23 protein-coding genes are annotated in these 24264 nt (G+C 44.3%); 10 read left to right on the plus strand and 13 right to left on the minus strand.

The window, feature by feature from the left end; translation table 11 throughout:
- Positions 1–11 precede the first annotated feature (11 nt).
- A complete protein-coding gene (gene speE / locus E2L07_RS02905; protein WP_010899936.1) occupies positions 12–839 on the minus strand; it encodes a polyamine aminopropyltransferase in 828 nt (275 codons plus the stop codon).
- A gap of 233 nt (positions 840–1072) precedes the next feature.
- On the opposite strand from speE, the gene E2L07_RS02910 reads away from it, so the two are divergent.
- Positions 1073–3136: a penicillin-binding protein 1A gene (locus E2L07_RS02910; RefSeq protein WP_134228808.1), complete on the plus strand. Its 2064-nt coding sequence runs from the start codon at positions 1073–1075 to the stop codon at positions 3134–3136.
- 182 nt (positions 3137–3318) lie between these two features.
- On the opposite strand, the gene E2L07_RS02915 is transcribed toward E2L07_RS02910, so the two are convergent.
- Positions 3319–3858 (minus strand): YwhD family protein, encoded by a 540-nt coding sequence (locus tag E2L07_RS02915; RefSeq protein WP_010899938.1) that lies wholly within the window; start codon positions 3856–3858, stop codon positions 3319–3321.
- Positions 3859–4163: 305 nt separating this feature from the next.
- Between E2L07_RS02915 and E2L07_RS02920 the strand changes: the two genes are divergently transcribed.
- The 3 genes from E2L07_RS02920 (at position 4164) to E2L07_RS02930 (ending at position 8355) form a co-directional block, all read left to right on the plus strand.
- Entirely contained in the window at positions 4164–4349 is a 186-nt protein-coding gene (locus E2L07_RS02920; RefSeq protein ID WP_010899939.1) for a 2-hydroxymuconate tautomerase, read from the plus strand.
- 35 nt (positions 4350–4384) lie between these two features.
- Positions 4385–4843 (plus strand): MarR family winged helix-turn-helix transcriptional regulator, encoded by a 459-nt coding sequence (locus tag E2L07_RS02925; protein ID WP_053430129.1) that lies wholly within the window; start codon positions 4385–4387, stop codon positions 4841–4843.
- A gap of 230 nt (positions 4844–5073) precedes the next feature.
- Positions 5074–8355 carry an efflux RND transporter permease subunit gene (locus E2L07_RS02930; RefSeq protein WP_134228809.1) on the plus strand — a complete coding sequence of 1094 codons (3282 nt, stop codon included), beginning with the start codon at positions 5074–5076 and terminating at the stop codon, positions 8353–8355.
- Positions 8356–8715: 360 nt separating this feature from the next.
- Here E2L07_RS02930 and E2L07_RS02935 read toward each other — a convergent pair whose 3' ends face one another.
- The 5 genes from E2L07_RS02935 to E2L07_RS02955 all read right to left on the minus strand — a co-directional run bounded on the left by E2L07_RS02935 (position 8716) and on the right by E2L07_RS02955 (position 14049).
- On the minus strand, positions 8716–9216 hold the full coding sequence (locus tag E2L07_RS02935; protein WP_010899942.1) for a YwgA family protein: 501 nt from the start codon (positions 9214–9216) through the stop codon (positions 8716–8718).
- A gap of 12 nt (positions 9217–9228) precedes the next feature.
- The gene (locus tag E2L07_RS02940; RefSeq protein WP_010899943.1) at positions 9229–10527 is read right to left on the minus strand and encodes an HD domain-containing protein; all 1299 of its coding nucleotides are present in this window, start codon (positions 10525–10527) and stop codon (positions 9229–9231) included.
- Positions 10528–10642: 115 nt separating this feature from the next.
- Positions 10643–11689, minus strand: coding sequence for a pectate lyase family protein (locus E2L07_RS02945; RefSeq protein ID WP_134228810.1), 1047 nt, complete (start codon positions 11687–11689; stop codon positions 10643–10645).
- 471 nt (positions 11690–12160) lie between these two features.
- The gene (locus E2L07_RS02950) at positions 12161–13402 is read right to left on the minus strand and encodes a dicarboxylate/amino acid:cation symporter (RefSeq protein WP_010899945.1); all 1242 of its coding nucleotides are present in this window, start codon (positions 13400–13402) and stop codon (positions 12161–12163) included.
- Positions 13403–13824: 422 nt separating this feature from the next.
- Positions 13825–14049, minus strand: coding sequence for a YuzB family protein (locus E2L07_RS02955; protein WP_010899946.1), 225 nt, complete (start codon positions 14047–14049; stop codon positions 13825–13827).
- Positions 14050–14215: 166 nt separating this feature from the next.
- On the opposite strand from E2L07_RS02955, the gene lipL reads away from it, so the two are divergent.
- Positions 14216–15052, plus strand: coding sequence for an octanoyl-[GcvH]:protein N-octanoyltransferase (lipL, locus tag E2L07_RS02960; RefSeq protein WP_134228811.1), 837 nt, complete (start codon positions 14216–14218; stop codon positions 15050–15052).
- A gap of 127 nt (positions 15053–15179) precedes the next feature.
- Here lipL and pta read toward each other — a convergent pair whose 3' ends face one another.
- Entirely contained in the window at positions 15180–16199 is a 1020-nt protein-coding gene (gene pta, locus E2L07_RS02965) for a phosphate acetyltransferase (protein ID WP_134228812.1), read from the minus strand.
- A gap of 265 nt (positions 16200–16464) precedes the next feature.
- Between pta and E2L07_RS02970 the strand changes: the two genes are divergently transcribed.
- The 4 genes from E2L07_RS02970 to gerQ all read left to right on the plus strand — a co-directional run bounded on the left by E2L07_RS02970 (position 16465) and on the right by gerQ (position 19350).
- A complete protein-coding gene (locus tag E2L07_RS02970; RefSeq protein WP_010899949.1) occupies positions 16465–17205 on the plus strand; it encodes an enoyl-CoA hydratase/isomerase family protein in 741 nt (246 codons plus the stop codon).
- Between the two features lie 115 nt (positions 17206–17320).
- Entirely contained in the window at positions 17321–18070 is a 750-nt protein-coding gene (gene hemQ, locus E2L07_RS02975; protein ID WP_053431907.1) for a hydrogen peroxide-dependent heme synthase, read from the plus strand.
- A gap of 197 nt (positions 18071–18267) precedes the next feature.
- Positions 18268–18699 carry a cell wall hydrolase gene (locus tag E2L07_RS02980; protein ID WP_208401969.1) on the plus strand — a complete coding sequence of 144 codons (432 nt, stop codon included), beginning with the start codon at positions 18268–18270 and terminating at the stop codon, positions 18697–18699.
- 105 nt (positions 18700–18804) lie between these two features.
- Positions 18805–19350 carry a spore coat protein GerQ gene (gene gerQ / locus E2L07_RS02985; protein WP_412733950.1) on the plus strand — a complete coding sequence of 182 codons (546 nt, stop codon included), beginning with the start codon at positions 18805–18807 and terminating at the stop codon, positions 19348–19350.
- 84 nt (positions 19351–19434) lie between these two features.
- Here the strand turns inward: gerQ and E2L07_RS02990 are convergent, their stop codons facing one another.
- The gene (locus tag E2L07_RS02990) at positions 19435–19800 is read right to left on the minus strand and encodes a DUF423 domain-containing protein (RefSeq protein ID WP_010899953.1); all 366 of its coding nucleotides are present in this window, start codon (positions 19798–19800) and stop codon (positions 19435–19437) included.
- A 132-nt stretch (positions 19801–19932) separates the two neighbouring features.
- On the opposite strand from E2L07_RS02990, the gene E2L07_RS02995 reads away from it, so the two are divergent.
- Positions 19933–20553, plus strand: a complete 621-nt coding sequence (locus E2L07_RS02995; RefSeq protein ID WP_134228815.1) for a GNAT family N-acetyltransferase — start codon at positions 19933–19935, stop codon at positions 20551–20553.
- A gap of 137 nt (positions 20554–20690) precedes the next feature.
- Here E2L07_RS02995 and E2L07_RS03000 read toward each other — a convergent pair whose 3' ends face one another.
- The 4 genes from E2L07_RS03000 to E2L07_RS03015 form a co-directional block, all read right to left on the minus strand.
- The gene (locus tag E2L07_RS03000) at positions 20691–20993 is read right to left on the minus strand and encodes a YwdI family protein (RefSeq protein ID WP_134228816.1); all 303 of its coding nucleotides are present in this window, start codon (positions 20991–20993) and stop codon (positions 20691–20693) included.
- 177 nt (positions 20994–21170) lie between these two features.
- On the minus strand, positions 21171–22226 hold the full coding sequence (locus E2L07_RS03005) for a M14 family zinc carboxypeptidase (protein ID WP_010899956.1): 1056 nt from the start codon (positions 22224–22226) through the stop codon (positions 21171–21173).
- Between the two features lie 297 nt (positions 22227–22523).
- Positions 22524–23255 (minus strand): 3'-5' exonuclease, encoded by a 732-nt coding sequence (locus E2L07_RS03010; protein WP_243854891.1) that lies wholly within the window; start codon positions 23253–23255, stop codon positions 22524–22526.
- A complete protein-coding gene (locus E2L07_RS03015; RefSeq protein WP_134228818.1) occupies positions 23252–24262 on the minus strand; it encodes a DUF294 nucleotidyltransferase-like domain-containing protein in 1011 nt (336 codons plus the stop codon). The genes E2L07_RS03010 and E2L07_RS03015 overlap by 4 nt, the downstream gene beginning before the upstream one ends.
- Between the last annotated feature and the right edge of the window lie 2 nt (positions 24263–24264).

A 24264-nucleotide genomic window follows, 5' to 3' on the forward strand; every position in this document is an offset into this window, starting at 1 on the left:
CTGCACCTTCCTTACTTGATCAAATCATCCACAAATCGCGGCAAAGCAAAGGCGGCTTTATGGAGATCCTTTGTAAAGTACTTTGTCTCAATATCATAAAAACGGCTCGGCTCCACATGTAGTGGATCGTATGTTTTCGATCCAATTGTAAATGTCCAGAGTCCGCTCGGATAGGTTGGAATATTCGCTGTATACAAACGGGTGATTGGAAAAATCTCTTGCACATCAGCATAGACTTTGCGGATCAGTTCACCATGGAACCACGGGTTATCGGTTTGCGCAACAAAAATCCCGTCTTCTTTTAAGGCTTTCGCAATTCCTTGATAAAACCCTTTTTCAAAAAGTTTAACTGCAGGCCCTACTGGTTCTGTAGAATCGACCATAATGACATCATAAGCACTTTCAGCCTTGGCAATATGCAAAAAGCCATCATCGACTTGAACATCGACACGCGGGTCATTAAGCGCCGTCGCAATGGAAGGCAAATACTTTTTCGAGTACTCAATGACCTTTCCGTCGATTTCTACAAGAGTCGCTTTTTCCACTGATGGGTGCTTCAACACTTCACGGATAACCCCCCCATCACCACCGCCTACGACAAGGACGTGTTTCGGGTTCGGATGGGTAAAGAGCGGAACATGAGCCACCATTTCATGATAAACGAACTCATCCTTTTCCGTAGTCATGACCATTCCATCGAGAACGAGCATGTTCCCGAACTCTTCTGTCTCAATGACATCGAGCTGCTGAAAGTCGGTCTTTTCTGTATGTAGCGTCCGTTTAATTTTGGCCGTAATACCAAAATGTTCGGTCTGCTTTTCCGTATACCATAATTCCATTTATTGTCACCTCGATTTTTCGTAGCGTTTCTATCATTAGTCTTACCTGAACATTCGTTCATACACATTGAAAGGATAACAATTGAAGTATATAAGAACAGCACAAAAAAGCAAGCGAAATTTCACCGTCATTTTACATACTTCTTTTTTTCGTCCTCACGTTTAAAAGTCGCCGATTCTACCAATCCTAAACGTATCTATGAATTTATTTTTTCCTATTCGAGGTGACTCATATGGAAGTCGTCATTCAACAAAAAGCAAGAAAACGGTGGCGGTTGTTCAGACTTTGGCTCCGACTTTTGCTCATCGTTCTTGTCCTTGGGGCTGGAAGTGCTGTTTCTCTATTATCATACATTAAAATGCAAGGTCCTCCGCCACTCCAAGTATCACAAACGACCGTTTTATATGGACATGATATGTCTGTGATCGGGGAGCATCACCAGGGCCAACAACGATATTGGGTCGCCTTGGACGAGATTTCTCCTTATTTAAAAGAGGCTACGATTTCCATCGAGGATCGAAAGTTTTACCAGCATCATGGATTTGATCTTACTCGTATCGGCGGAGCTGTTGTTGCGAACCTACGCGCTGGCTCAATGGCTCAAGGAGCAAGCACGATCACGCAGCAATACGCACGGAACTTATACCTTGGTCATGATAAAACGTGGAATCGTAAAGCACAAGAAGCCCTTTATGCCCTACGTCTAGAAATGCATTACACGAAAGATGATATTTTAGAAGGCTATTTAAATACAATCTACTACGGGCACGGCGCTTATGGTATCGAAGCTGCTGCTCAACATTTCTTCGGAAAAAAAGCAGCCGACTTGACGTTAGCCGAAGCTAGCATGCTAGCCGGTGTCCCTAAAGGGCCGAGCTACTACTCTCCGCTCGTAGACGAAGAGCGGGCAAAGGCACGGCAAGAGATCATCCTCCAATCCATGGTCGAGAACGGATATATTACGGCTCAAGAAGCAGAAGAGGCGATAAATGAAGCGCTCGATTACGTGACAGATGGTGGCATGCGCTCAGAAACGATCGGGCCTTATTTTCAAGATGTGGTCGAGGAACAGTTAGTGGAAGAGGTAGGGCTGGATCCAGCATTATTAGAATCAGGCGGGTTGCACATTTACACCACACTCGACCCGCATATGCAGGAAGAAGCGGAACGTTGGGTGGAAGTGGAGATGCCAGATTCCGATTTACAGGTAGCTCTCGTAGCCATTGATCCAAGCACAGGTGACGTTCGCGCCCTCGTTGGCGGGAAAAATTACGGGGAAAGCTCGTTTAACCGAGCAACGAAAGCTCGACGCTCCCCTGGTTCTTCCTTTAAGCCATTTCTATATTATGCTGCCCTGGAGCAAGGATTTACGCCTGCATCGACGCTTATTAGCGAGCCGACAACGTTCTCATACGATCAAGGGCGTTCTACCTATTCGCCCCGGAACTTTCAAGACCGGTACAAGGACGATTTTGTGACATTGCTGCAAGCTCTCGCCTTTTCCGATAATATTTTTGCCGTGAAAACCCATATGTTTTTAGGAACAGATGAGCTCGTGGAGACCGCTAGACGCTTTGGCATTGAGAGCCCGCTTCGCGACATCCCATCGCTTGCGCTCGGAACCTTGCCCGTCGGTGTCCTTGAACTGACCAAAAGCTACGTTCCTTTCGCCAACAATGGGTTTACGGTCGAACCACGCTTCATTACAAAAGTAGTTGATCGAGACGGGGATGTTCTTTATGAGCAGATGCCGGAAACAGAGCAAACGTTAGATCCTAGACTAACCTTTATTATGGCAGACTTAATGACCGCTATGTTCGATCCATCCCTTAACGACTATATGTCGGTAACGGGTAGCTCCGTCAACCGTCTTGTCAATCGCCCTGTTGCCGGTAAATCTGGATCTACATCGACCGATAGTTGGATGGTCGGGTTTACGCCTCAGCTCGTAACAGGGGTATGGATCGGTTATGACCAAAGTGAAACCCTTAACCACGGAACAGAAGGCCAAGTGGCTAAACGGATTTGGGCCAACTTCACTGAACATGCATTAGAGAACGAGCTGATGCTACAATTTCGACAACCGCCAGGCGTCGTCTCTGTTAACATGAACCCATCTAACGGCTTTCTAGCAAATGATGTGTGCCCTAATGGCAGAAAAACCTTTTTCGTCGAAGGGACAGAGCCGACGGAAGGCTGCCCAGAAGAAGCGAGGGACAATGAAACCGATGCGATCGATGAAGAAAACCATGAAAAAGAGCGTTTTCTAGACCGCTTTATTTGCTGGTTCCATTGAATAGACAGCAAAAAACCGTGAGGAAAAGCTCCTCACGGTTTTTTGTGTCCTAGTATAAAGTGTCTTTATACTATTGATAAGTGTATATCGTTTTACACCTTAGCTCAATAGGTCATCATAGTTTTCATAAATCGTTCAAAACTAACCGATATTTACTCTTTACAAATCGCTAAAGCTTTGATCTACTTTTCGCCAAGCAATTTTTCCCGCAACTCTGGCTCGGACCGTTTCCACATGTCTTCATTAAAGGATTTTAAATACTCACCGAGAATACGTTTCGACCTTTCATCCATATCATCGACGACAATTTTCCCTTTGATCGACTTATCCATTTTATTCACATGCTCTGGCATGCTTTTATAGCCTCGGCGGATTTCACGGTCAACCGTCATTTCACATCCGGCAACGCCAGCGTAGTACGGACCTTCTTTTTTCGAATCAATGGTCACCCACACGAGCCAATACAATTTACCGTTTGGCACTTCTTCTTTATTTGGTAAAAATTTAATTCGCTTTTCGACCTCAGATCGAGCGTGAAGGGCCCCCAGATCCACAAACGCCCGCTCCTCTTCAGGGTCGACGAAAACAGGTGTCACATTATCTAAGCTTAAAACACCTGCCCCATACCCTCCGTGACCGTCAGTTGAATCCCCACTTAGAATCGTAAAGCCGCTTGTTTTTTTCTTAAGGTTGTCATTATTTAAAAGATCCACTTCGATCATCCCTTCTTTTCCTAAAATCCCTATACGTAAAGTGTACACAATGAGGAAGTTGTATTTCCACCATCAAGTGAACATTTTTCATCTTCCGTTGCTCCTCTTTCTCATTTCGTTATAAATCGTGTAAACTAGAAACGAATAAAGTGAAACTTCATTCTATGAGGGCTTTACTTCATCTTCACTAATTGTTAGCCTAACTCACGCGATATGAACACACCGACTTGGGCGTGACGTTCTTTGTCTATGTTTATTTAACGTCAAGGGTAAGTCTTAGCGCCAGTTAAACAGAATAAAGCGAGGTGATTTCCATGCCAATTGTCACAGTGAAATTTTTAGAAGGTCGATCGGATGAACAGAAGCGTGCACTTGTGGAGCGCGTCACCGAGGCGGTTGCCGAAACCATTCAAGCAAACCCCGAAAAGATTCACGTCGTATTAGAAGAAATGCGCAAAGATCATTATGGAGTGGCAGGAAAGCGGATCAGCGATCAGTAATTTACATTCTGACATACACGGAGGGAGGGTATCCATTGGAAGATTACAGACAACTATTGCGGGAATTACAATTTACTTTAGATGATATTTCGAGATTGTTTGCCCAAGAGTTAGCGATGGTCGAAAACCTCCCTCTCAACAAACGACAATTTCGGATCCTACTCCATATCATCTTTCGTGAAAACGTAACAACATCAGAAATTGCTGTCCATTTTGGAATAACGAAAAGCGCTGTCAGTCAAGCGCTTTCTGTTTTGGAACAACATCAGTTTATCATCCGCTCCATCAATGAAGAGAACAGGCGCGAAAATAGATTAGAGCTCGGACCCCAAGGAGAGCTTATTAAACAAAAGATAGAGGAAGCAGAGACAGTTTTAATTGAGCGTTACATAAGCAAACTCCCTTTTCAAGATATTGTCCACGTAAAAAACGTCTTAGAGCAATTTCGCGACATTATTCTTGATTTCAATCAACGAGGAGCAAAGCATAAATAATCCAATTGAAAAAGCGCACCCTAAAAGGAGGCGCTTGCTTTTTTCATGTGCCTGATCGGTTCAAAAACTTCGGATGATCAGAAAACCGATAAACCTAGGTTTTCATCAATTTCTTGAACTCAGGGGGAATTGATTGACTTCTCCGCTTTCCCACATTAGGATAATTGATAGTTCATTTTATAAACAGTTAAATTATTTACCTATGGATTGATAGAGAGGAGTAGCCTTAGATGACCCAGTTTTCCATTAGGCGACCGGTCTTTACGATCGTCGGAATGATCATTTTCCTTCTCGTAGGAGGAATTTCATACGTAAACCTACCATTGCAGTTAACTCCTGATTTAAACCCACCCATTGGAGCAGTGACCGCTTCCTACCCTGGAGCTAGTGCCGAAGAGGTGTCCGAAAATGTCACGAGGATATTAGAGGACGAGCTTTCAACCACATCAGGCTTGAATAAAATAACCTCCCAGTCGATGGAGGGTAGCGCGATCATCATTTTAGAATTTGGGTGGACGACAAACATTGATGATGTGGAAAACGACATTATTTCTACGATCAATCGCGCTGATCTCCCTGATGGAGCTAGCAACCCTAGCTTCTTAAAATTTGATCCTTCGGCTTTCCCGATCATGGAGCTTGTCGTCACATCAGATACTGAGGCCATTTCCGATATTAGCGAGGCCCTTGACGAACTCGAACGGGAAATTGGACGAGTTGAAGGCGTTGCTAGTGTTTCTTCCCACGGACGTTTAATGGAACGAGTAGAGGTTACCATTGATGACGAAGCACTTGAAGAGGCTAATCTTACCCAACAGGATGTCGTCGATGTCATCGAGGCAAACGATATTTCATTGCCAGGGGGAACGATTAGTGATGGGGATCGCTCGTTAACGACGCGCACCATTCGGACGCTCGACGCAGTTGAAACGATTGAAGACCTCGTCCTTACCATCGATCCTCAGACTGGTGATGATGTGTTACTTTCTGACGTTGCGGACGTATCGATTTCATTAGAAGATGAAACAGTGATTACACGGGCGAACAATGACCCTGCCGTGCAATTTAGCATTATGAAAGAAGATGCGGCCAATTCCGTCGATGTTTCTGTGGCTATTACAGAACGGTTGGACGAACTATTAGAGCAGGATCGCTTTGATAACGTTTCCGCTTTCGTTCTCTATGATGAGGGAGACTTCATTTTAGAGGCGATTAACAACGTTCTTGTCGCCCTCATCGCCGGTGCGACCATGGCCATGGTTGTCTTATTTTTGTTTTTACGAAATTTTAAAACCCCTTTAATTATCGGAATCGCTATCCCATTTTCTGTCATCGTGACGTTTGCCTTTCTTTATTTTACGAATGTTAGTTTGAACATTTTGAGCTTAGGTGGACTTGCATTAGGAATTGGAATGCTTGTGGACAACTCCATCGTCGTTATTGAAAATATTTATCGTCACCTTTCCATGGGAAAAGAGCCAAAGCAAGCGGCGCTTGAAGGAACGAGAGAGGTTCGCGGTGCGATTACGGCGTCCACATTAACGACAATTTCCGTCTTTGTCCCGATATTGTTTTTAACTGGACTCGTTGGTGAGCTGTTTATCCAGTTTGCTCTCACCGTTTCCCTAAGCCTATTTGCATCACTCCTTGTGGCGATTACGCTCGTCCCATTGATGGCGAGCCGCTTATTACGAAAGTTCCAACAAAATGAAGAAGCCAAACGCCAGCAATCTCGTTTTATCCTAACGATCGAACGAAGCATTAAATGGGCACTTCGCCACCGTGCCATGGTGCTTATCGCTACACTGCTTTTGTTCGTTGGTGGACTCTACGGTCTTTCCACAGTTGGAGTGGATTTCCTTGAGGATATGGACGAAGGATTGATGGTCGTCGAGATTGAGCATGAACCGGGAACGAGCCTCGAACGGACACGTGAGACGGTAGAAGCAATAGAACAAAAGCTTGAAGATTATAGTGAAATTGAGAACTTTGTTAGCACATCCGGCGCTAGAGGCACAAATGTTGGCAGAAGGGATGGCAATAGCTATGAAGGACAAGTCCAAGCAACACTTGTGCCTAGTAGCGACCGTGACCTTACAACGTTAGAATTTGTCGAATCGATTAAACGCGATGTAGAACGCGTTGACTCGGATGCAGAAATTAACGTATCGCCGCTCTCCCTCCAAGGATCGGAGCCAAACACACTAACCTTTTACTTGAGTGATTCGGATCCAGATCGTTTAGAGGAAGCGACAGAGGCACTCGAAGAGGAATTGCTTGAACGAAATGAAGTCACAAACCTAGAGCTGAGCATTGATGTCACAACGCCTGAATATCAACTCTTGATTGATGAAGAAGCCGCAAGAGAAAATGGGCTTGTTCCAGCACAAGTCGCCCAGTTTGTTTATGATGTCACCCTTGGGCAAACCGTTACAACTCTTGAAATCGACAATGACTTGTATGATCTATTTGTCCGTTACCATCCTGACGTACTCGATAGTCTTGAAACGATGGAAGAGTTAACGATTCGAAACAACGAAGGGGTCTATGTACCTCTTGGCGATGTTGTGACAATTGAAGAAGGAGAAGGGCCAGCCACCATCAACCGAATCGAGCAGCGAGATGCGGTTGAGTTTACGGTAATGTATGATTCCTCTCTCTCCCTTGGCGACATCTCATCCATTGTGTTAGACATTGTCGACGAGCAAAACTTCGAGGATACAACGGAGTTCGCCTTTACAGGAGATCAGGAAGCGCTTGAGACGGCCATGGCTGATTTGACAGGAGCGTTCATGCTAGCGGTCGTATTCGTCTTCCTTGTCATGGCAGCGCAATTTGAATCGTTCCGCTTCCCATTTGTCGTCATGTTCAGCTTACCCCTTGTCATGATCGGTGTTTCCCTTGCCTTACTCGTGACAGGGACGAGCTTCAGTGTCATGGCTGGCATCGGAATGATCATCTTAGCTGGAATTGTCGTCAACAACGCGATCGTCATTGTGGATTACATGAACCAATTGAAAGCGTCTGGTGCCACAAGCTATGAAGCGATCGTAGAAGCCGTTAAACAGCGGACACGGCCAGTCCTTATGACGGCCCTTACAACCATTCTTGGTGTTCTCCCACTGGCATTAGCCCTCGGGGAAGGAACCGAGATGCAGCGCCCAATCGGGTTAACCGTCATTGGCGGTCTCATTAGCGGAACGTTCTTAACCTTGTTCGTCATCCCGGTCATCTACAGCTTGTTTGACAAAGATACACGGCGATTAAATAAAACTTATATTACGCCAGACGGTGAGTTGATCCCAGCGCGATTGCTTCAAGAGCGCAAACAGCTTGAAGCTCCCGAACCGGAAGGAGAAGAAGTCTCTCAAGAACAACAAGAGTCCGTTAACGAAGCACCCGAGAACCAAAAGGAGTCAAAATCGGAAGACGGGCTCTCAAAGGACGAACTCGTGTCATTGCTTGAACAACTGATCGAGCAGACAAAAGGAAGATCAAATAAAAAAGACTAGACATTGGCCGAGACTTGGACAAAACGAGCCAAACGTAATCAAAAAGGTTCGGGTCATTTTATTTTGATGATCCGGCCTTTTTTCTTTTGATTCATGGGATCTGGTTTGATTTTTCGCTCAGGTCCCCACTGTAGTTCTCAATCGATTTTCGCCAAACGAATGTGTGAACTTGCCCTTTAGTCCCATCAATAAAGATCAATCATCTTCTCTTCAGCGGAATTGAACGAAGCACTCACGAAGGCCTTGAAACTTTCCCCCCTGTGTTTTGTCCTAGCCTCTCTATCATGAAGCCTTTTTAGAGACATGATAAAAAACCAGTGCATCCTGCGGAAGGAAACACTGGCTCTAGGTTTTGCTCAGTTAATGCTCCATACGGATTCGCTTAATAAACGAAGAAGCTTCTTCTATATCCTCATCTGTATAATTTTGCTTCGGTTTTAACGTCTTCACTTTTTCCTTCACTTCTTCTGGTGATAGGTCCTCAAAATAAAGCAAGGTCGACACAAGTTCAAGAAACCGTGAACTCTGCTCATTCATTTGTTCGATAATTCTTTTTCCTTCAAGGACGTCCGCTTCGTGGAGTTCCAGAAATTTTTTCCCTTCCTCCGATAAGGAGTACCGGTATTGATAGTAGTTCCCTTTGTCCTCTTTTAATTCCGTTACAAAGCCAAGGTTGCAAAGCTCCTCCACCCGCAACGTTAGTTCCTCAGAATAGGGCCCGTACATATGGAACTTGTAGCGCTCGGAAAAAGGCATTTCTACCTTTTTTGCGATGTATACCATTTTCTGTAGTTTCTTTCGCCCAACGATTTCACCAGCATGCAGGAGCATGGCCATTAATTTTGCGTGATCTTTTAACACCCCAGTTCCCCCTTACTTAAATAACAACGACAAAATTTCTTGCTTAATCTCTTTATGGTCAGACTGGTCTGTCAGACAATCCATCGGGAAGTAAAGCTTATGATCCGTTCGTTTCTTTCCTGAAATCGCTTCGACAACATCCGATTCTCGTGAAAGCTCTCGTAGTTTTCCGTTTGGCATAATCAAATGAATCGGTAACCGTTCTTCCTCTTCACCAGGGCGGTAAAAATCATACGGTAAATCGGACGATGAATCCACGACTAAATAATATTCAGGATCGATTTCAGCTTGAGCAAAAAGCTGCTGGAGCCGAGGCCAATCGTTCATTTGCAAGTTCGGGTTAAACTCTATGTATTTAAAGAGCTGCCTATTAATGAATCTTACACAAAGATCCGATAAAATTCGATCCTCTTCTTCCTGCCAAATTTGAAAATAATACATCGTTATCGACTCATCAAGCCGCAAATAATCGTCCAAGCTCATGTTTCCTTCAAATAGAGAATAAAAATGCTTCGGTTCCTGTTTAAATTTGTAGCCTTGCTCATATAAGTCCTTTACCCGCTTAAACACTTTACTTAAAATGACTTCCGCACTTCGGGTGACTGGATGGAAATAGACTTGCCAATACATTTGGTAGCGGCTCATAATGTAATCTTCTACTGCATGCATCCCGCTCTGTTTAATGACGACTTGATCCTCCATAGGTCTCATGACACGTAAAATTCGCTCCATGTCGAAATGACCGTAGCTCACCCCGGTGTAGTAGGCATCCCTCTGCAAATAATCCATGCGATCAGCATCAATTTGGCTTGAGATGATGCTAGTCACTAATTTGTTCGGGTACGTTTTTTCAATGACATCGGCCACTTTCTGTGGAAAATCATCCCCCATTTTTAGCAACACATTGTGGATTTCCGTATCTCCTACGATCATCCGCCGCGTCCATTCCTCATGATCGGTATCAAATACTTTTTCGAACGAGTGGGAAAACGGTCCATGTCCGATGTCATGAAGAAGGGCAGCACATAACGTGAGGAGTCGCTCCTCCTCGTTCCAATAAGGACGGCCTTGAAACACTTCAATAATCCGCCGTGTAATTTCATAAACGCCTAACGAGTGATTAAATCGGGTGTGTTCTGCACCGTGAAACGTTAAGAACGTCGTCCCTAATTGCCGAACACGCCGAAGCCGTTGAAATTCCTTCGTGCCGATCAATGCCCAGATCAATTCATCCCGAACGTGAATATACCGATGCACAGGATCTTTGAACACCTTCTCTTCGTCTAACAAACCGTAGTAGGATTCGCTCATTCGCTTAACTCTCCATTCATACCATTCATACAGCTATTATAGCGAACTTGTCTGCTCGTTTCTAACGTTGTTTTCGTCATTTCACTAAAGGATTGGTAAAAACCGTTCCATGTTTTTATGCAAAAAGCCACCAGAGCAATCGCTCGGATGGCTTTCTTGCATACGGCTGGATGACACCAACTCCCGCATAACGTGTGACAACCGATTTCACATCACCAACTGGTGTGACCGTATAGGGATAAGGAGGTCGATAATTGGTCGTGGAAGTGGTCGGCATGCTACCCGTGCTATTGATATAGCGGTTATTGGCAACATTCCAATAACCTGTTCGACTGCTATGCCAGAATCCTAACGGGTTGGTGGCATTCTCAAAAACGTTATGTTCAACGAGCATTTCCGCTCCCATCCGTGAATTAATGCCTGTTTCTAAAATGTTCTCAAAGTAATTGCTAAACAAGTGCGCCTTTCCAAAACGGTACGCAGGTACGCGAGAGTTTAAGTTTTTGAAGTAGTTATGGTGGAATGTTATGTTTCGGTCGTAGTTATCACTATCAGAGTTCCCCATGAGCATCGCTTTCCAGCCATCATGGACATAATTCCAAGAGAAGGTAATATTGTAAGCATCGCGCTTTACGTCAAACAAGCCGTCATAGTGGTCTTTATGAACGTTCAAGCTGGCATAAAGCTCGTTATGGTCAATCCAAATGTTCCGAGAGGGCCCTTCAATGCTAATCGCATCTTTATCACCTGTATGGACTTCATGGATCGTCAAGTTGCGAATGATGATATTATTCGCTCGCCATACTTTAATACCGATCCCATTTAATCGTCCATTTGTACCAACCCCTAAAATCGATACATTGGAAACATCCTTAATATCGATCTTACTATCAGACGTATTACTAGGTGTTATCGTACCGTTTACATAAATTGTTAACGGACGATTAGGGTTTTTGGACTTCAAAGCGTTTATTAATTCATTCCCTGTACGAACCGTCACTACATCTCCACCTGCACCACCAGTTGTTCCCCCATTTAACGTGGCAAAGCCTTGTAAGTTGAAATTTGGCGTATTCGCTTCTGCCGTTTGAAAGGATACACCGAGCCATAACATAACCACAACACTGAAAGCAACTAGCTTGACGATGCTTGATCTCATCATACTCTCACTTCCTTTTTCAATATAGAGTTTGTCCTACCATGACCACAAAATGGATCGCTAGCGAAAACAATCCGAGACCTGCCCCCTCCTTTCCTTTCACATGAGTGAATCCTACCATAGAAAGGAGGGAAAATAAGTATCACCAGCCCACTATTTTGAATTTTATAAATATTGTGAAAATACCCTGCGGTTTTTTATTTTTTCTTAGCTATTTTATCTATATAGCTATAGTGAAGCGCTTACATTATAAGTCATATCTAAGCAAGTGATTATGTTTATAAAAAAACGCGGAGTAGGCTACTGGTCTAAAGAGGGATACGACTAGGACTGGCTATATATTGCTTCGCATGTAAAGTAGGTCCATTGCACCCTACTATAAAATATGCAATTAAACTCTCTTAAAATTAAACTCACTTAAATGGAAAAAAGCCTACCATTCCGTATAGGAATCGTAGGCTTGTAGTGTATACCTTAGGCGCTTGCTGACGTAGAGGCTGCTTTCGCTTTGCTTCTTTTCTCTGACTCATCAATTACAACAGCGCATGTAGCGTCTCCAGTAATGTTAATGGCTGTACGGGACATATCCAAGATTCGATCAACCGCAAGGACAAGGGCAATTCCCTCCACTGGTAAACCGATGGACTGCAAGACCATGGCTAGCATGATTAACCCAACGCCAGGAACGCCAGCTGTACCAATACTAGCGAGTGTCGCTGTTAAAACAACCGTGAGCAAATCACCCATCGAAAGCTGCTGAGCATAAACTTGAGCAATAAATACCGTCGCAACAGCTTGCATGATCGCCGTACCGTCCATGTTAATAGTGGCCCCTAACGGCTGAACAAAGCTAGAAACAGGCTTAGAGACACCGAGTTTTTCTTGTGCTGTTTTCATGGAGACAGGAAGGACAGCACTACTGCTTGATGTTCCGAAGGCTAACGCCATTGCTGGGAAGAAGTTTCGCAAAAATTCGAGCGGGTTTCGCTTCGCAACAAATGCGAGGAAGCCACCATAGGTAATGACTGCATGCAGCAGCAACGCAAGTAACACGGCTATGACATACATGGCCATTGATCCTAATGCATCAAATCCTAGCTTACCGAGAGCTGAGGCGATTAAGCCAAATGCGCCGTATGGAGCTAACTTCATCGCAAGGCTCACAAGGTACATCATCACTTCGTTCCCCTGCTCCACGAGTTTTAAAATCCCGCTCGTCTTCTCTCCAAGTCTACCAAGGGCGAGACCGACTAACACAGCAAACGCAATAATTTGTAGCATTTGTCCTGAAGCTAACGCCTCAATTGGGTTTCTCGGAATAATGTTGAGGATCGTCTCCATGACAGGTGGTGCTTCCGTCGCTTCAAACTCCTCTTCGACTGTCCCCATTAGTCCAGGCTCTCCAGGTTGTAATACATAGGCAATCGATAGGCCGATGACGAGAGCAATCATCGTCGTTAGCAAGTAAAAGCCGACGGTTTTCGACCCAAGTTTCCCTAACTTTTTCGGATCTCCTAGCCCTGCAGTTCCGAGAATAATCGAAAACAAAACAAGGGGAACGACGAGCATCATAATTAATCTAAGAAATAATTGCCCCACCGGTGTAAAGACGTACGTATCAATAGGTACAAATAAATCTGGTGCAAATTTATTCATACCAAGCCCAACTAGAATCCCTAACACGAGGGCAATAATAATCTTCTTCGTTAAACTCATATCATCATCTCCTCTCACAACTGTACACTTTGCTGCACTACTGTATTAATGCAATAAATATGATAACACATGTTACATTTTATCTTTATTTATTAATAAATAAAGAGGCTTGTTAGATATTATGACATAAAATTTTTGATAAAGAGTAGATTCATTGGATCGATATTGGCGAAAACCCTCTTCCTCTGCAATGTAAGCCTTGTCAAATAGCCTAACACGCGGGAATGATCGCGTCAACGACGCTTTTTTCAAAAAATACCCAACATCTCCTCAAACCCCATCTTTCTCCTTTTTTACCAATGGTATTTCAGATAAATAACGTGTTGCCTAGTCTAAGGTGGAAGCGTTCGTTTTCTTATCCTCCCACTCCTTGATAGAAGGTAGCCTTCCCTAAAGTATAAAAAAGTGACCAATTAGGCCACTTATTTCTTCAGCTTTTTCTTTATTTTTTCGATCAGTTGATCTTCATCTGGCGCAGCAACGGGGCGGTTGTTCACAAATGTGAATGACTTTTTACGACCTGGACCGCAATAGGATTGGCAGCGTATATCAATGGTTGCATTTGGGTCTAATTTTTTCAGTTTTGGGATTAGTGTCTTGATGTTTGTCGCTTGACACTCATCACAAATACGAAATTCATTTGCCAACGCTCCCCACTCCTTTCCCTTCAACCTATTTATTGTAAAAACGAACTTGTAGATGATAAAAGCACTAACTTACAGTATAACACGTTTTTACTGGAAGGCAATCGTCAAATTCGCAAGAAAAACTATGCTATAATGAAGCGACGGTATCAAAGGGAGACTGACAATTATGAGTTTATTGCTACAGCAACATTTATCTCAACCATGGCGATTCTTAGACCACACATCGTTTGGTCCGACATTTCAGGCGCTGCAATCATTTGCTTATGATGACACCCTTTGCACATCGATTGGAAAGAGTCAATCCCCACCAACTCTTAGAGCGTGGGTTCACCATAACACGGTCGTGCTTGGCATTCAGGACAGTCGCCTGCCTCAAATAAAAGCAGGTATTGAAGCGCTAAAAGGCTTCCAACACCATGTGATCGTTCGTAACTCTGGTGGTCTAGCGGTCGTACTCGATTCTGGTATTCTTAACCTCTCTCTCGTTCTTAAAGAGGAGAAGGGGTTCTCCATCGATGACGGATACGAATTAATGTATGAGCTTATCTGTTCCATGTTCCAGGATCATAGAGAACAAATCGAAGCGAGAGAAATCGTTGGTTCTTATTGCCCTGGAAGCTACGACTTAAGCATTGATGGTAAAAAATTTGCTGGTATCTCGCAGCGCCGAATTCGTGGCGGTGTGGCAGTGCAAATTTATTTATGTGTAAGCGGTAGCGGGGCAGAGCGCGCAAAAATGATCCGAACCTTTTATGACAAAGCAGTGGCCGGACAGCCGACTAAATTTGTCTATCCTAGAATCAAACCGGAAACGATGGCCTCTTTATCCGAACTATTGGGCCAACCACACAACGTTTCAGATGTTTTGCTGAAGGCTCTAATGACACTGCAACAACATGGAGCTTCGCTGCTGACAGAATCTTTATCTGCTGACGAATGGCTGTTATATGAGCAGCATTTCGCGCGGATTAGCGAACGAAATGAGAAGTTGCTTGCGGAATAAGCTAAAAGGAGGACCGATCACTGGTTCCTCTCTTTTTAACGACTGACTCCCCTCATCAAAACACAAAAAACCCTGAAGTGATTTCCTCACTACAGGGTTCCCTCTACAGCGCTCGATTACTACGCTCCTAGTTATTGTCGCCTTTTTGGTTAATGGCTTGTAACGCAGTAATTAAAGACAGCTTGTAAACATCGGATGCGTTGCAACCACGGGACAAGTCATTCACCGGTTGGTTCAAGCCTTGCAAAATTGGACCAATTGCTTCGTAACCACCTAATCGTTGTGCAATTTTATAGCCGATGTTTCCTGACTCTAAGCTTGGGAATACAAAGACATTAGCCTCCCCTTTCAATGGAGATTCAGGTGCTTTTTTTTGCGCCACAGCTGGAACGAAAGCAGCATCAAATTGAAATTCGCCATCAATGACTAAATCTGAGCGAGCTTCTTGGGCAAGCTTTGTTGCCTCTGCCACTTTCTCTGTCTCGGGTGAGACGGCAGAGCCTTTTGTCGAGAAACTAAGCATGGCCACTTTAGGATCAATGTCGAACACTTTCGCTGTCTCAGCCGTAGCAACTGCAATTTCTGCTAAATCTTCGGCAGTTGGGGCAATGTTGATCGCACAATCAGCAAAGACGAGCTTTTGATCTTCCTTCACCATAATAAAAACACCAGATGTTCGTTTAATTCCTGGCTGTGTTTTAATGATTTGCAATGCTGGGCGGACCGTATCTCCGGTCGAATGGGCAGCCCCGCTTACAAGGCCGTCTGCTACGCCTGTATATACGAGCATTGTTCCAAAATAGTTAACATCTACTAGCTTTTCACGGGCTGTCTCTTCAGTTTCCTTCCCTTTCCGACGCTCCACGAACGCATGTACCATATCGTCAAATGCCTCATACGATTTAGGGTCGATAATCTCAACAGATCCAAGGTCAATATTTAACTCAGATGCACGTGCCTGAATATCTGCAACATTCCCCACAAGAATCGGCTTCACCACTTCATCTTTTGCTAAATTTGCTGCCGCCTCTAAAATCCGCTCATCCGTACCTTCAGGCAGCACAATAGTCGGTTGGTGACGCTTCACTTGTTCTTGAATGTTACGAAAGAGATCACTCACTTTACGATTCCTCCTAGGTTTGTTCAATTCCTCACAATAAAAAGCATACTCCTCTTTTTATAAAAAATAAACCGTTCGGTTAAAGTTCTTTAAAGTTTTATTTTTTATAAAATTCTGATCTAAAGCGCTTACAGATCAATGTTTTTTACAAAATTTCATCATTAAAACATTCCATCTAATTAAAGCGTTTCCAAAGGAATTTCGGAATATGTGTCGAACTTGTTTAAAATCATTGGTTTACACTTTAATCTAGACAGTACGTGTGCAAAAACAAAAGGAGCGTGTATGAAGTATGACAAAATCATCTGTGCTATATGAAGTTACAAATGATGTGGCAACCATTACGTTAAATCGACCGGAAGTAAAAAATGCGATAAATAAAGAGATGCATCAAGAGCTCTTTTCTGCTTTTCAACAAGCCGATGGAGATGAAAACGTAAAAGTCATTGTCCTTCAAGGAAATGGTGATGCTTTTTGTGCCGGTGCAGATCTAAAAAGCATTCCGCTAGAAGAACTTGAAGATTTTGATCACGGTACGTATTTGCGAGATACATACAATCGACTCATTTTGCTTATTGACTCCATTCAAAAGCCAACCGTTGCCTATATTAACGGAACTGCTGTTGGGGCAGGGCTTAGCATCGCCCTTGCCTGTGATTTACGTGTGGCTACCTATAATGCAAAGCTTGGACTCGGCTTTTTGAAGATTGGCTTAGTTCCTGATGCTGGCGCCTCTTACTTCTTGCCTCGGCTCGTTGGCTATGGTAAAGCCTTAGAGCTAGCCCTTGGGAACCCTATTTCAGCTGAAGAAGCTTATCGCATCAATTTAATTCATCAAATCGGAGAGCCGGACAAATTAATCGAACAATTGCGGCATACATCAATTACTGCATTCGGCCTTATGAAACAAACGTTCAAGGCTAGCTTTGAACAAACGCTCCCTTCCATTCTGGAGCAGGAAGTATTTGCCCAAAGCGAAGCGGGTCAAACACGTGAACACCGACAAGCGATTCAACAATTTTTGCAACGATAACCCACATATCCACAAGTTGTTCACATAAATGCCTAAGTCTCGTCATTTTGGCACCCTTTTAAAATGTGGTATGATATCGATGGGATTCGTGATTTTAAAAGGAGTGAATCATGCCATGAATGAAGCAGCAAAAACGTTAGACGGCTGGTATTGTTTACATGATTTCCGCACGATTAATTGGGCGGAGCTAAAAACTTTATCAACAGAAGAACGTCAACAAATCATCAACGAATTTTTAGATCTTATGGAAAAATGGAATGATACAGAGGCTCAAGGTGAAGGAAGCCATGCAGTTTATACGATCGTCGGTCAAAAGGCTGACGTGATGCTCATGATCTTGCGTCCGTCGATGGAAGAGTTAAATGAAATAGAAACTGCATTTAATAAATCACGCTTTGCTGAATTTACCGTTCCTGCCTATTCATATGTCTCTGTTGTCGAACTGAGCAATTATATGGCCGGAGATAGCGATGATGATCCGTATCAAAACCCGCACGTTCGGGCAAGACTCTACCCGCAATTACCGAAGGCAAAGCACGTTTGCTTCTATCCGATGGACAAGCGTCGTCAAGGTGATGACAACTGGTACATGCTTCCGATGGATCAGCGTCGCGAATTAATGAAAAGTCACGGCATGATCGGTCGTAGCTATGCAGGAAAGGTGAAGCAAATCATCACTGGATCTGTCGGCTTTGATGACTGGGAATGGGGCGTTACCCTTTTTTCAGATGACGTGCTTCAATTTAAAAAGCTTGTCTATGAAATGCGCTTTGACGAAGTCTCCGCCCGTTACGGCGAATTTGGCTCGTTTTTTGTTGGTAACCTTCTTACAGCAGAAGGTATCCCCTCTTATTTTTATGTTTAATTTTATGCGTCTGTTGGTTGGGTTTTCCCTGCCACAGGCGCTTTTTTATTTTGTCTCATTTGCTCGTCCACCGTCAAAATCTGTTTTGTTTTGTCATAGGGCTCGTGCCTCGCACATATAGATTGGAGTAGCACCGTGCGTGTAGATCACTTTCGACACAACGCACCGATATGGCAGAGTTAAGAGGAGGTGAGAATTTGGCCGTCATTCGAACAACATCACGGGATATCGATCTGTTGGCACGCTTAATGAGAGCCGAGGCAGAAGGCGAAGGGGATCTCGGAATGTTAATGGCCGGGAATGTCATGGTCAATCGTGTCCGTGTCGGCTGTCTTGACTTTGCAGACATTAATACGGTCGAACGGATGGTCTTTCAGTCTCCTGGCGGATTTGAGGCGACACAAAAAGGGTATTTTTATCAACGGGCACGGGATAGAGATCGCCGCCTCGCACAACGAGTTGTGAACGGGGAACGCACCCATCCTGCCGAGTTTTCGCTTTGGTTTTTCCGTCCAGATGGTCCTTGTCCTGAGCAATGGTTCGGACAATGGAATTCCGGTCGGTATAAAGCCCATTGCTTCTTTAACCCAACTTCGGCAGATTGTCCAGAAGTGTACGGTGTATTCTAGTTGCTGACGTTTTATGGAGAATGAACTTTGAAGGGGTGATTCATCGTGAGTCAAGACAACAACCAAACCGGGCAAGAGCCGGTCGAGGAATACGGAACAAACGAGGTGTCTACGTCTACGTTTCCGTCATCCATTCCTTATCAATATTCGTTTGCGCCTAACCAAGGATATCGACATAATCTACAACCGCAAACGGGATACGGACAGTTCGGCTCACAGCAAACGCATCCGGGAATGCATGGTCAACAAACACCGCAAGGACAGCAACCAGGTTATTTTTCAGCCCAACAGTACCAATTCCAGCCGCCAGGCTTTACACAGCAGCAAGTCCCCCAACAGCAACAACCGATGATGCAGCCAATGGCAATGCCCGATAGTTTACCATTAGAGCAATCGTACATTGAGAATATTCTTCGCTTAAACCGCGGAAAACAAGTGACCGTCTACATGACGTTTGAAAACAACCTGCAATGGAACGCGATGGTTTTTAATGGCCGTGTTGAAGAAGCCGGACGTGATCACATCATTTTAAGCGATCCAGAGACTGGCCTCAACTATTTACTGCTCATGGTTTATCTTGATTACATTACGTTTGAAGAACCGATCGAATATAGGCCACTTTTTGGTCTCGCTACTTACGCTCCACGTTAAGCATTGACCATCATGAGAGAAAGATTCATTTTTTGTCTATTAAAAAAGAAGCAGGCATTCCTGCTTCTTTTTTTCATTCCTTTTCTACCGGACAACAGCAATCCCTAATAAAATCCATCCAGCAATGAACGCTAGCCCACCAATAGGGGTGATCGCTCCGAGTTTGGTAACTCCGGTTAACGCCATCGCATAAAGACTTCCAGAGAACAACAGAATGCCGACAAAAAAGCTCCAACCTGCTGCCGATAATAAAGCAGAAGGCAACATCTTAAGCCCTACAAGACCGACAACAAGGATCCCAATTCCGTGAATCATCTGATATTGCACGCCGGTTTGGTAGTTTTTCATCATTCGTTCACTTAAACGCGGCTCAAGCCCATGGGCTCCAAATGCACCAATGATGACCGAAAGCCCCATAACGATACTACCAAGTAATAAAAACAATTTCATGTCATTTCCCTCCCTAAAAACTTCAGCATCTCACCGATCTGTATCATTTGATCTGATGGAACAAAATCTAGACCTTACGTTGCAGAAATATGTATACTTAGGTCAAACAAACGGAAAAGGAGTGAAAACGAATTGGACGAACTGATCGTACGCCCTTATACTCTTGCTGATTTCGACGGCTTATTAGAAGTGCAAAAAGAAGCATTTCCCCCGCCATTCCCAGAAGAACTATGGTGGAACCGTGCACAAATTGCTGCCCATGTAGAGTCCTTTCCCGAAGGAGCGAAGGTAGCGGTTATCCGAGACAAAATTGTCGGCTCCGCTACTTCGCTATTGATTAAGTATGACGGTAAGCCTCACACGTGGGAAGAAGTGGCCGATAACGGATACATCCAAAGCAGTCATCAGCCTGATGGCGATAGCTTGTACGGGATCGATTTGTGTGTTCGCCCCAGCTTTCGCGGAAAAGGCGTTGCCAGAGCGTTATATGAAGCTCGGAAACAACTCGTCCGTGAGCTTGGCCTCACTCGCTTTGTCGCGGGTTGCCGAATCCCTGGCTACCACCAAGTCGCTTCTCAAATGACAGTCGAAGATTACGTTCAAGCTGTTGTGGATGGAAAGCGTCACGACCTAGTTCTTACCTTTATGCTAAAACAAGGATTGCGGCCGTTGCAAATCCTCCCAAACTATTTAGAAGATGACGAATCTCTTCATTATGCCGTTCTTGTCGAATGGAAAAACCCTGACCTTTAGAAAAGCGTAATGCACCCGCTTAAAAAACGTAGCACCTTATCCGTAGGGAGCCCTCGGGAAGGCCTTAAAGCTAAACTTGTTTTTGCCAAACTCTATCGCGAAGGCGATGTTTACAAAAGCCCTCCGTTGTGTAAATTCTAAAAATCAAGCAAGTTTCCTTTCTCTTCGTCTTGACGTTGATCCGAATCTACTGTTTGAAAGGGTGTAGCTGCTTTTGACACAATTTGTTGCCCATGAATCGGTTGTTTGACAGAGACTGATGCAGGGATGCGCGGCGCTGATACACCCTTTTCTACTCCTTCAAGAAATAAATCACAGTACCCTTTTAAAACGGCAGCGTGCTCCGTGAGCGCATTTTTCTGGTCAGCTTGAACTGCTGCCTTTAGTTGCTCTAATTGTTTTTCCATTAGCGTTAATACTTTTGTTGTGGATATTTCCATCCGTACCACTCCTTTGTTTCTACCAATATCATATCATAGCTCGATTGCGATTCGCACATCGCTTCCCCTTAAAAATGCCATAAAGGAATCGAGCGTTTAACTTTCTCCTCTTTTTAGAAAGATAAACTTCATTAAAGGGGAAAAAAGCACCCGACCAGTGTCGGATGCTTCCGTCGATTATTCTCCTTCTTCCTCTCCGATCGGGCGTTGAAGGGGCAGTTCATCCCAAAAAGAAGTATCCGCCTCCAGAATCGAACCATCAGCAATGGCTTCCATCGCCGCAGTCATGGCAATCTCTGCCTGCTTAATTAAGTAACCATTGCTCTTCTGTCCGAGAACCGCTTCCTCTCGTGAATGATCAGTCATTCCCCGCATTTCAAAAAGGAGTGTAGAAAACCCATACGTTGACGCTAACCCATTTCGGGCAATCGTATTCGCTGTGCCACCATTATATCTTCCGATTAAGCCAAAGCCTCGCGCTTCCACTGCATCGTACACAACTTTTCCTAACTGTTTCGAACCTTCGACCACCTCGGGAGTGACACTTGAATTGGTCGGGTAAAGCATCGACCCTGACACATAACGGCCATCAATCGCTTGTGATGTGCCTTGGTGATGAAAATCAATCAAATAATCAATGTCATACTTTTGCAATACATTTTCGTGTAAAGCCCTCGTTTCCGGTTGGGTTAAATCCGTATGATCACGATTTAAGTCGACTCCGTTGGCATTCGTTCGTGTCGAAAGCCCACCACCCACGTAATCTTCTAACTCAAAAAGCACGTCTGCCTCTGCCCCATCAGGATTTAAGCGAGGGACAAACAAAACGTTGACGCTATCTGCCAACTCGCGTACTTGGCGACTATTCGTGCTTAAATTTTTTATGACGTTTAAGGCCCCTTCTGTGACCATCTCTTCATTTCCATGCTGCTGGGTTAGAAAAACAATCGTTGGATTATCAGGGTTCGTACCAAACGTGACGAGAAACAAGTCCCGCCCCATAACCGATTGACCAATTGTCTCTAGCTCTAGCAAATCAGAGCGAGATGTCACATGTTCTAGAAAGGAGACCATTTCTTCATAGTTCTTGACTCGCTCCTTCTTAATCGTCTCGTTCCCATTATAGTTTGGGCCATTACCTACAGCAAACGCTTGCTGTATTCCACTTGGAACGACAAACAGACTGAGAATAAGAAAAAGACCACTAATTGCCTTCATCCATGCTTTCGCCACCGTCCATTCCTCCCTTGGTTTATGGTATATGAACGGTTACGACGTAAGAAGGAGAAACCCTTTGCCCTTCTTAAAAATTAAGTGAAAGGTACTAGCCTAACATATAGAACGGCGTACCATCCTACCTGCACCTCTGTCATTTATTTGAATATGCGATTGGCTCGATCTAATGTTCCACTTTTGATCAACCCTGGTGAAAAAGCGAAAAATAACACGTCCCAGACCGAACGTAAACATAGGATTGATCTTTTTTGAACGTGCAAAATCGTCCTTGATGGCAGATGCCTACAAGGACGATTATTTACGCTGATGAGCCAAATGGACATAAATGTCTCTTAGCGTTTCAAAACCTGCCTCTTTCGCAGCAGCGATGGCCGCTATCCATAGCTTCGCTGTCATTAGGGAGTCTTCAAGAGCATGATGACGATTTTGTACAGGAATGGAATAATAGGCACAGCAATCATCAAGGGTGACCAGCTCTTGCGGTGCCACTATTTTCGTTAAAAACGATGTATCAATCACTCGGTGCTCAAAAGGAAGCTTCATCGTTTGCCAAGTGACATGGGACATAAACGCTTTTTCATGACTGGCATGGTGGGCCACGAGCGTCGAATGACGAATGAACGCATAAAACGATTCAAGCACGCTCGTTAATGGAGGAGCAGCCTCCAGTTCTTCCACGCTCAAACCTGTTAATTCGAGGATGTTTTCAGGGGGAACTGTATCGGTATGGACGACAGAATAAAATGTTTCCTCCTCCTGAATCGTTAATCCAACAACTTTGACAGCACCAATCGACAAAATCCGATCCCCTTGGTCTGGATAAAAGCCGCTTGTCTCCAAATCAAAAACGACGACGGGCAGCTTTTCTAACGGGAGATCCAATACGTCAGATCGCCTTATCTCCCGTTGCAGCTGTCTGACGTAAGACCATTGTTGAGCAGAGGAAGGTGCCTGAGCCGATGTATAGACATTCGGGCTCAATTTCGAGGATAACTGCTTCATTAGCTGTACCATTTGATTCATCATAACGACCATTCCCTTTTCACAGCTTCCTCGACTGAACGGTATAATTTGTGCCCTGTGACCGTCCATGCTTTTAACTCATTCCGTTCGTCTTTCGTTAACTGTGTGAGATCAAGATAATGAATTCGCTCATAATTGGGTACATCTTGCTGCCACTCCAATCGTTTGGACAGCAATTGCTCAAACATTCGCTTTGTTTCATAGACGTCCAAATAACGATCTCGAATCGCTTCATATCTGGCGACTGTTGGAGCCGCTGTAATCTGCTCTTTTAAGGCTAATAGCCGTAGTGCGTTCACATACGGAAACAACGTTACTTGCTTAATATCGAACAGTCCTCTAGCTGTACCCTTTGATTCAACGAGCAACTGTCCGAACAGACCGATCCCCTTTTTTAGTCGTTCGGTGTTTTGCATAAATCGTTTTAACAGCTGACGATTCGTTTCGATGCGCTGTAGCAAGTTCACCTTGACGTCTTCCATTAAATTGGCATCCCCAACGAGAGGGCGCCCATCGAAAAACGTTAACAAATGGCGATAGGCTTCCCACGTGTTTTCTTTCATCCATCGTTGCTGCTGATCATGCCAAGCCGCTTGACTGCAACACCAGCGCGGATGTGAAGCCATGACCAGCCCATCACACCGTTCATAGCCGACTTTGGCTAGCCCCTCCTCAATTTCACGGCCTAGAGCTAAAAAATAAGCTTGATTGTCATCATGCTCCTCTAAGTAAAGAAGACCGTGATCTTGATCGCTCCAAATTGACTGTTCCATTCGGCCGGCACTGCCCATCACAAAGAACACAAAGTGAGTAGGAGGTGCCCCCCACTCACTTTCGATTCGTTGTAGTGCTAGTGCAACGACTTGTTTGATGATCTCATCATGACAATGGTTTAACGTCTGATGATCCTTTTTTGTAGAGCTAATCAAGGTCAGCCGATGTTGCAAAAGTTCACCATAACTGTCCGCTGCACGGATAATGCTCAGATCATCCGACCTTTTCTGAGCCATCT

The organism is Halalkalibacterium halodurans, assembly GCF_004376175.1.
Taxonomy (GTDB): Bacteria; Bacillota; Bacilli; order Bacillales; family Bacillaceae_D; genus Halalkalibacterium; species Halalkalibacterium halodurans.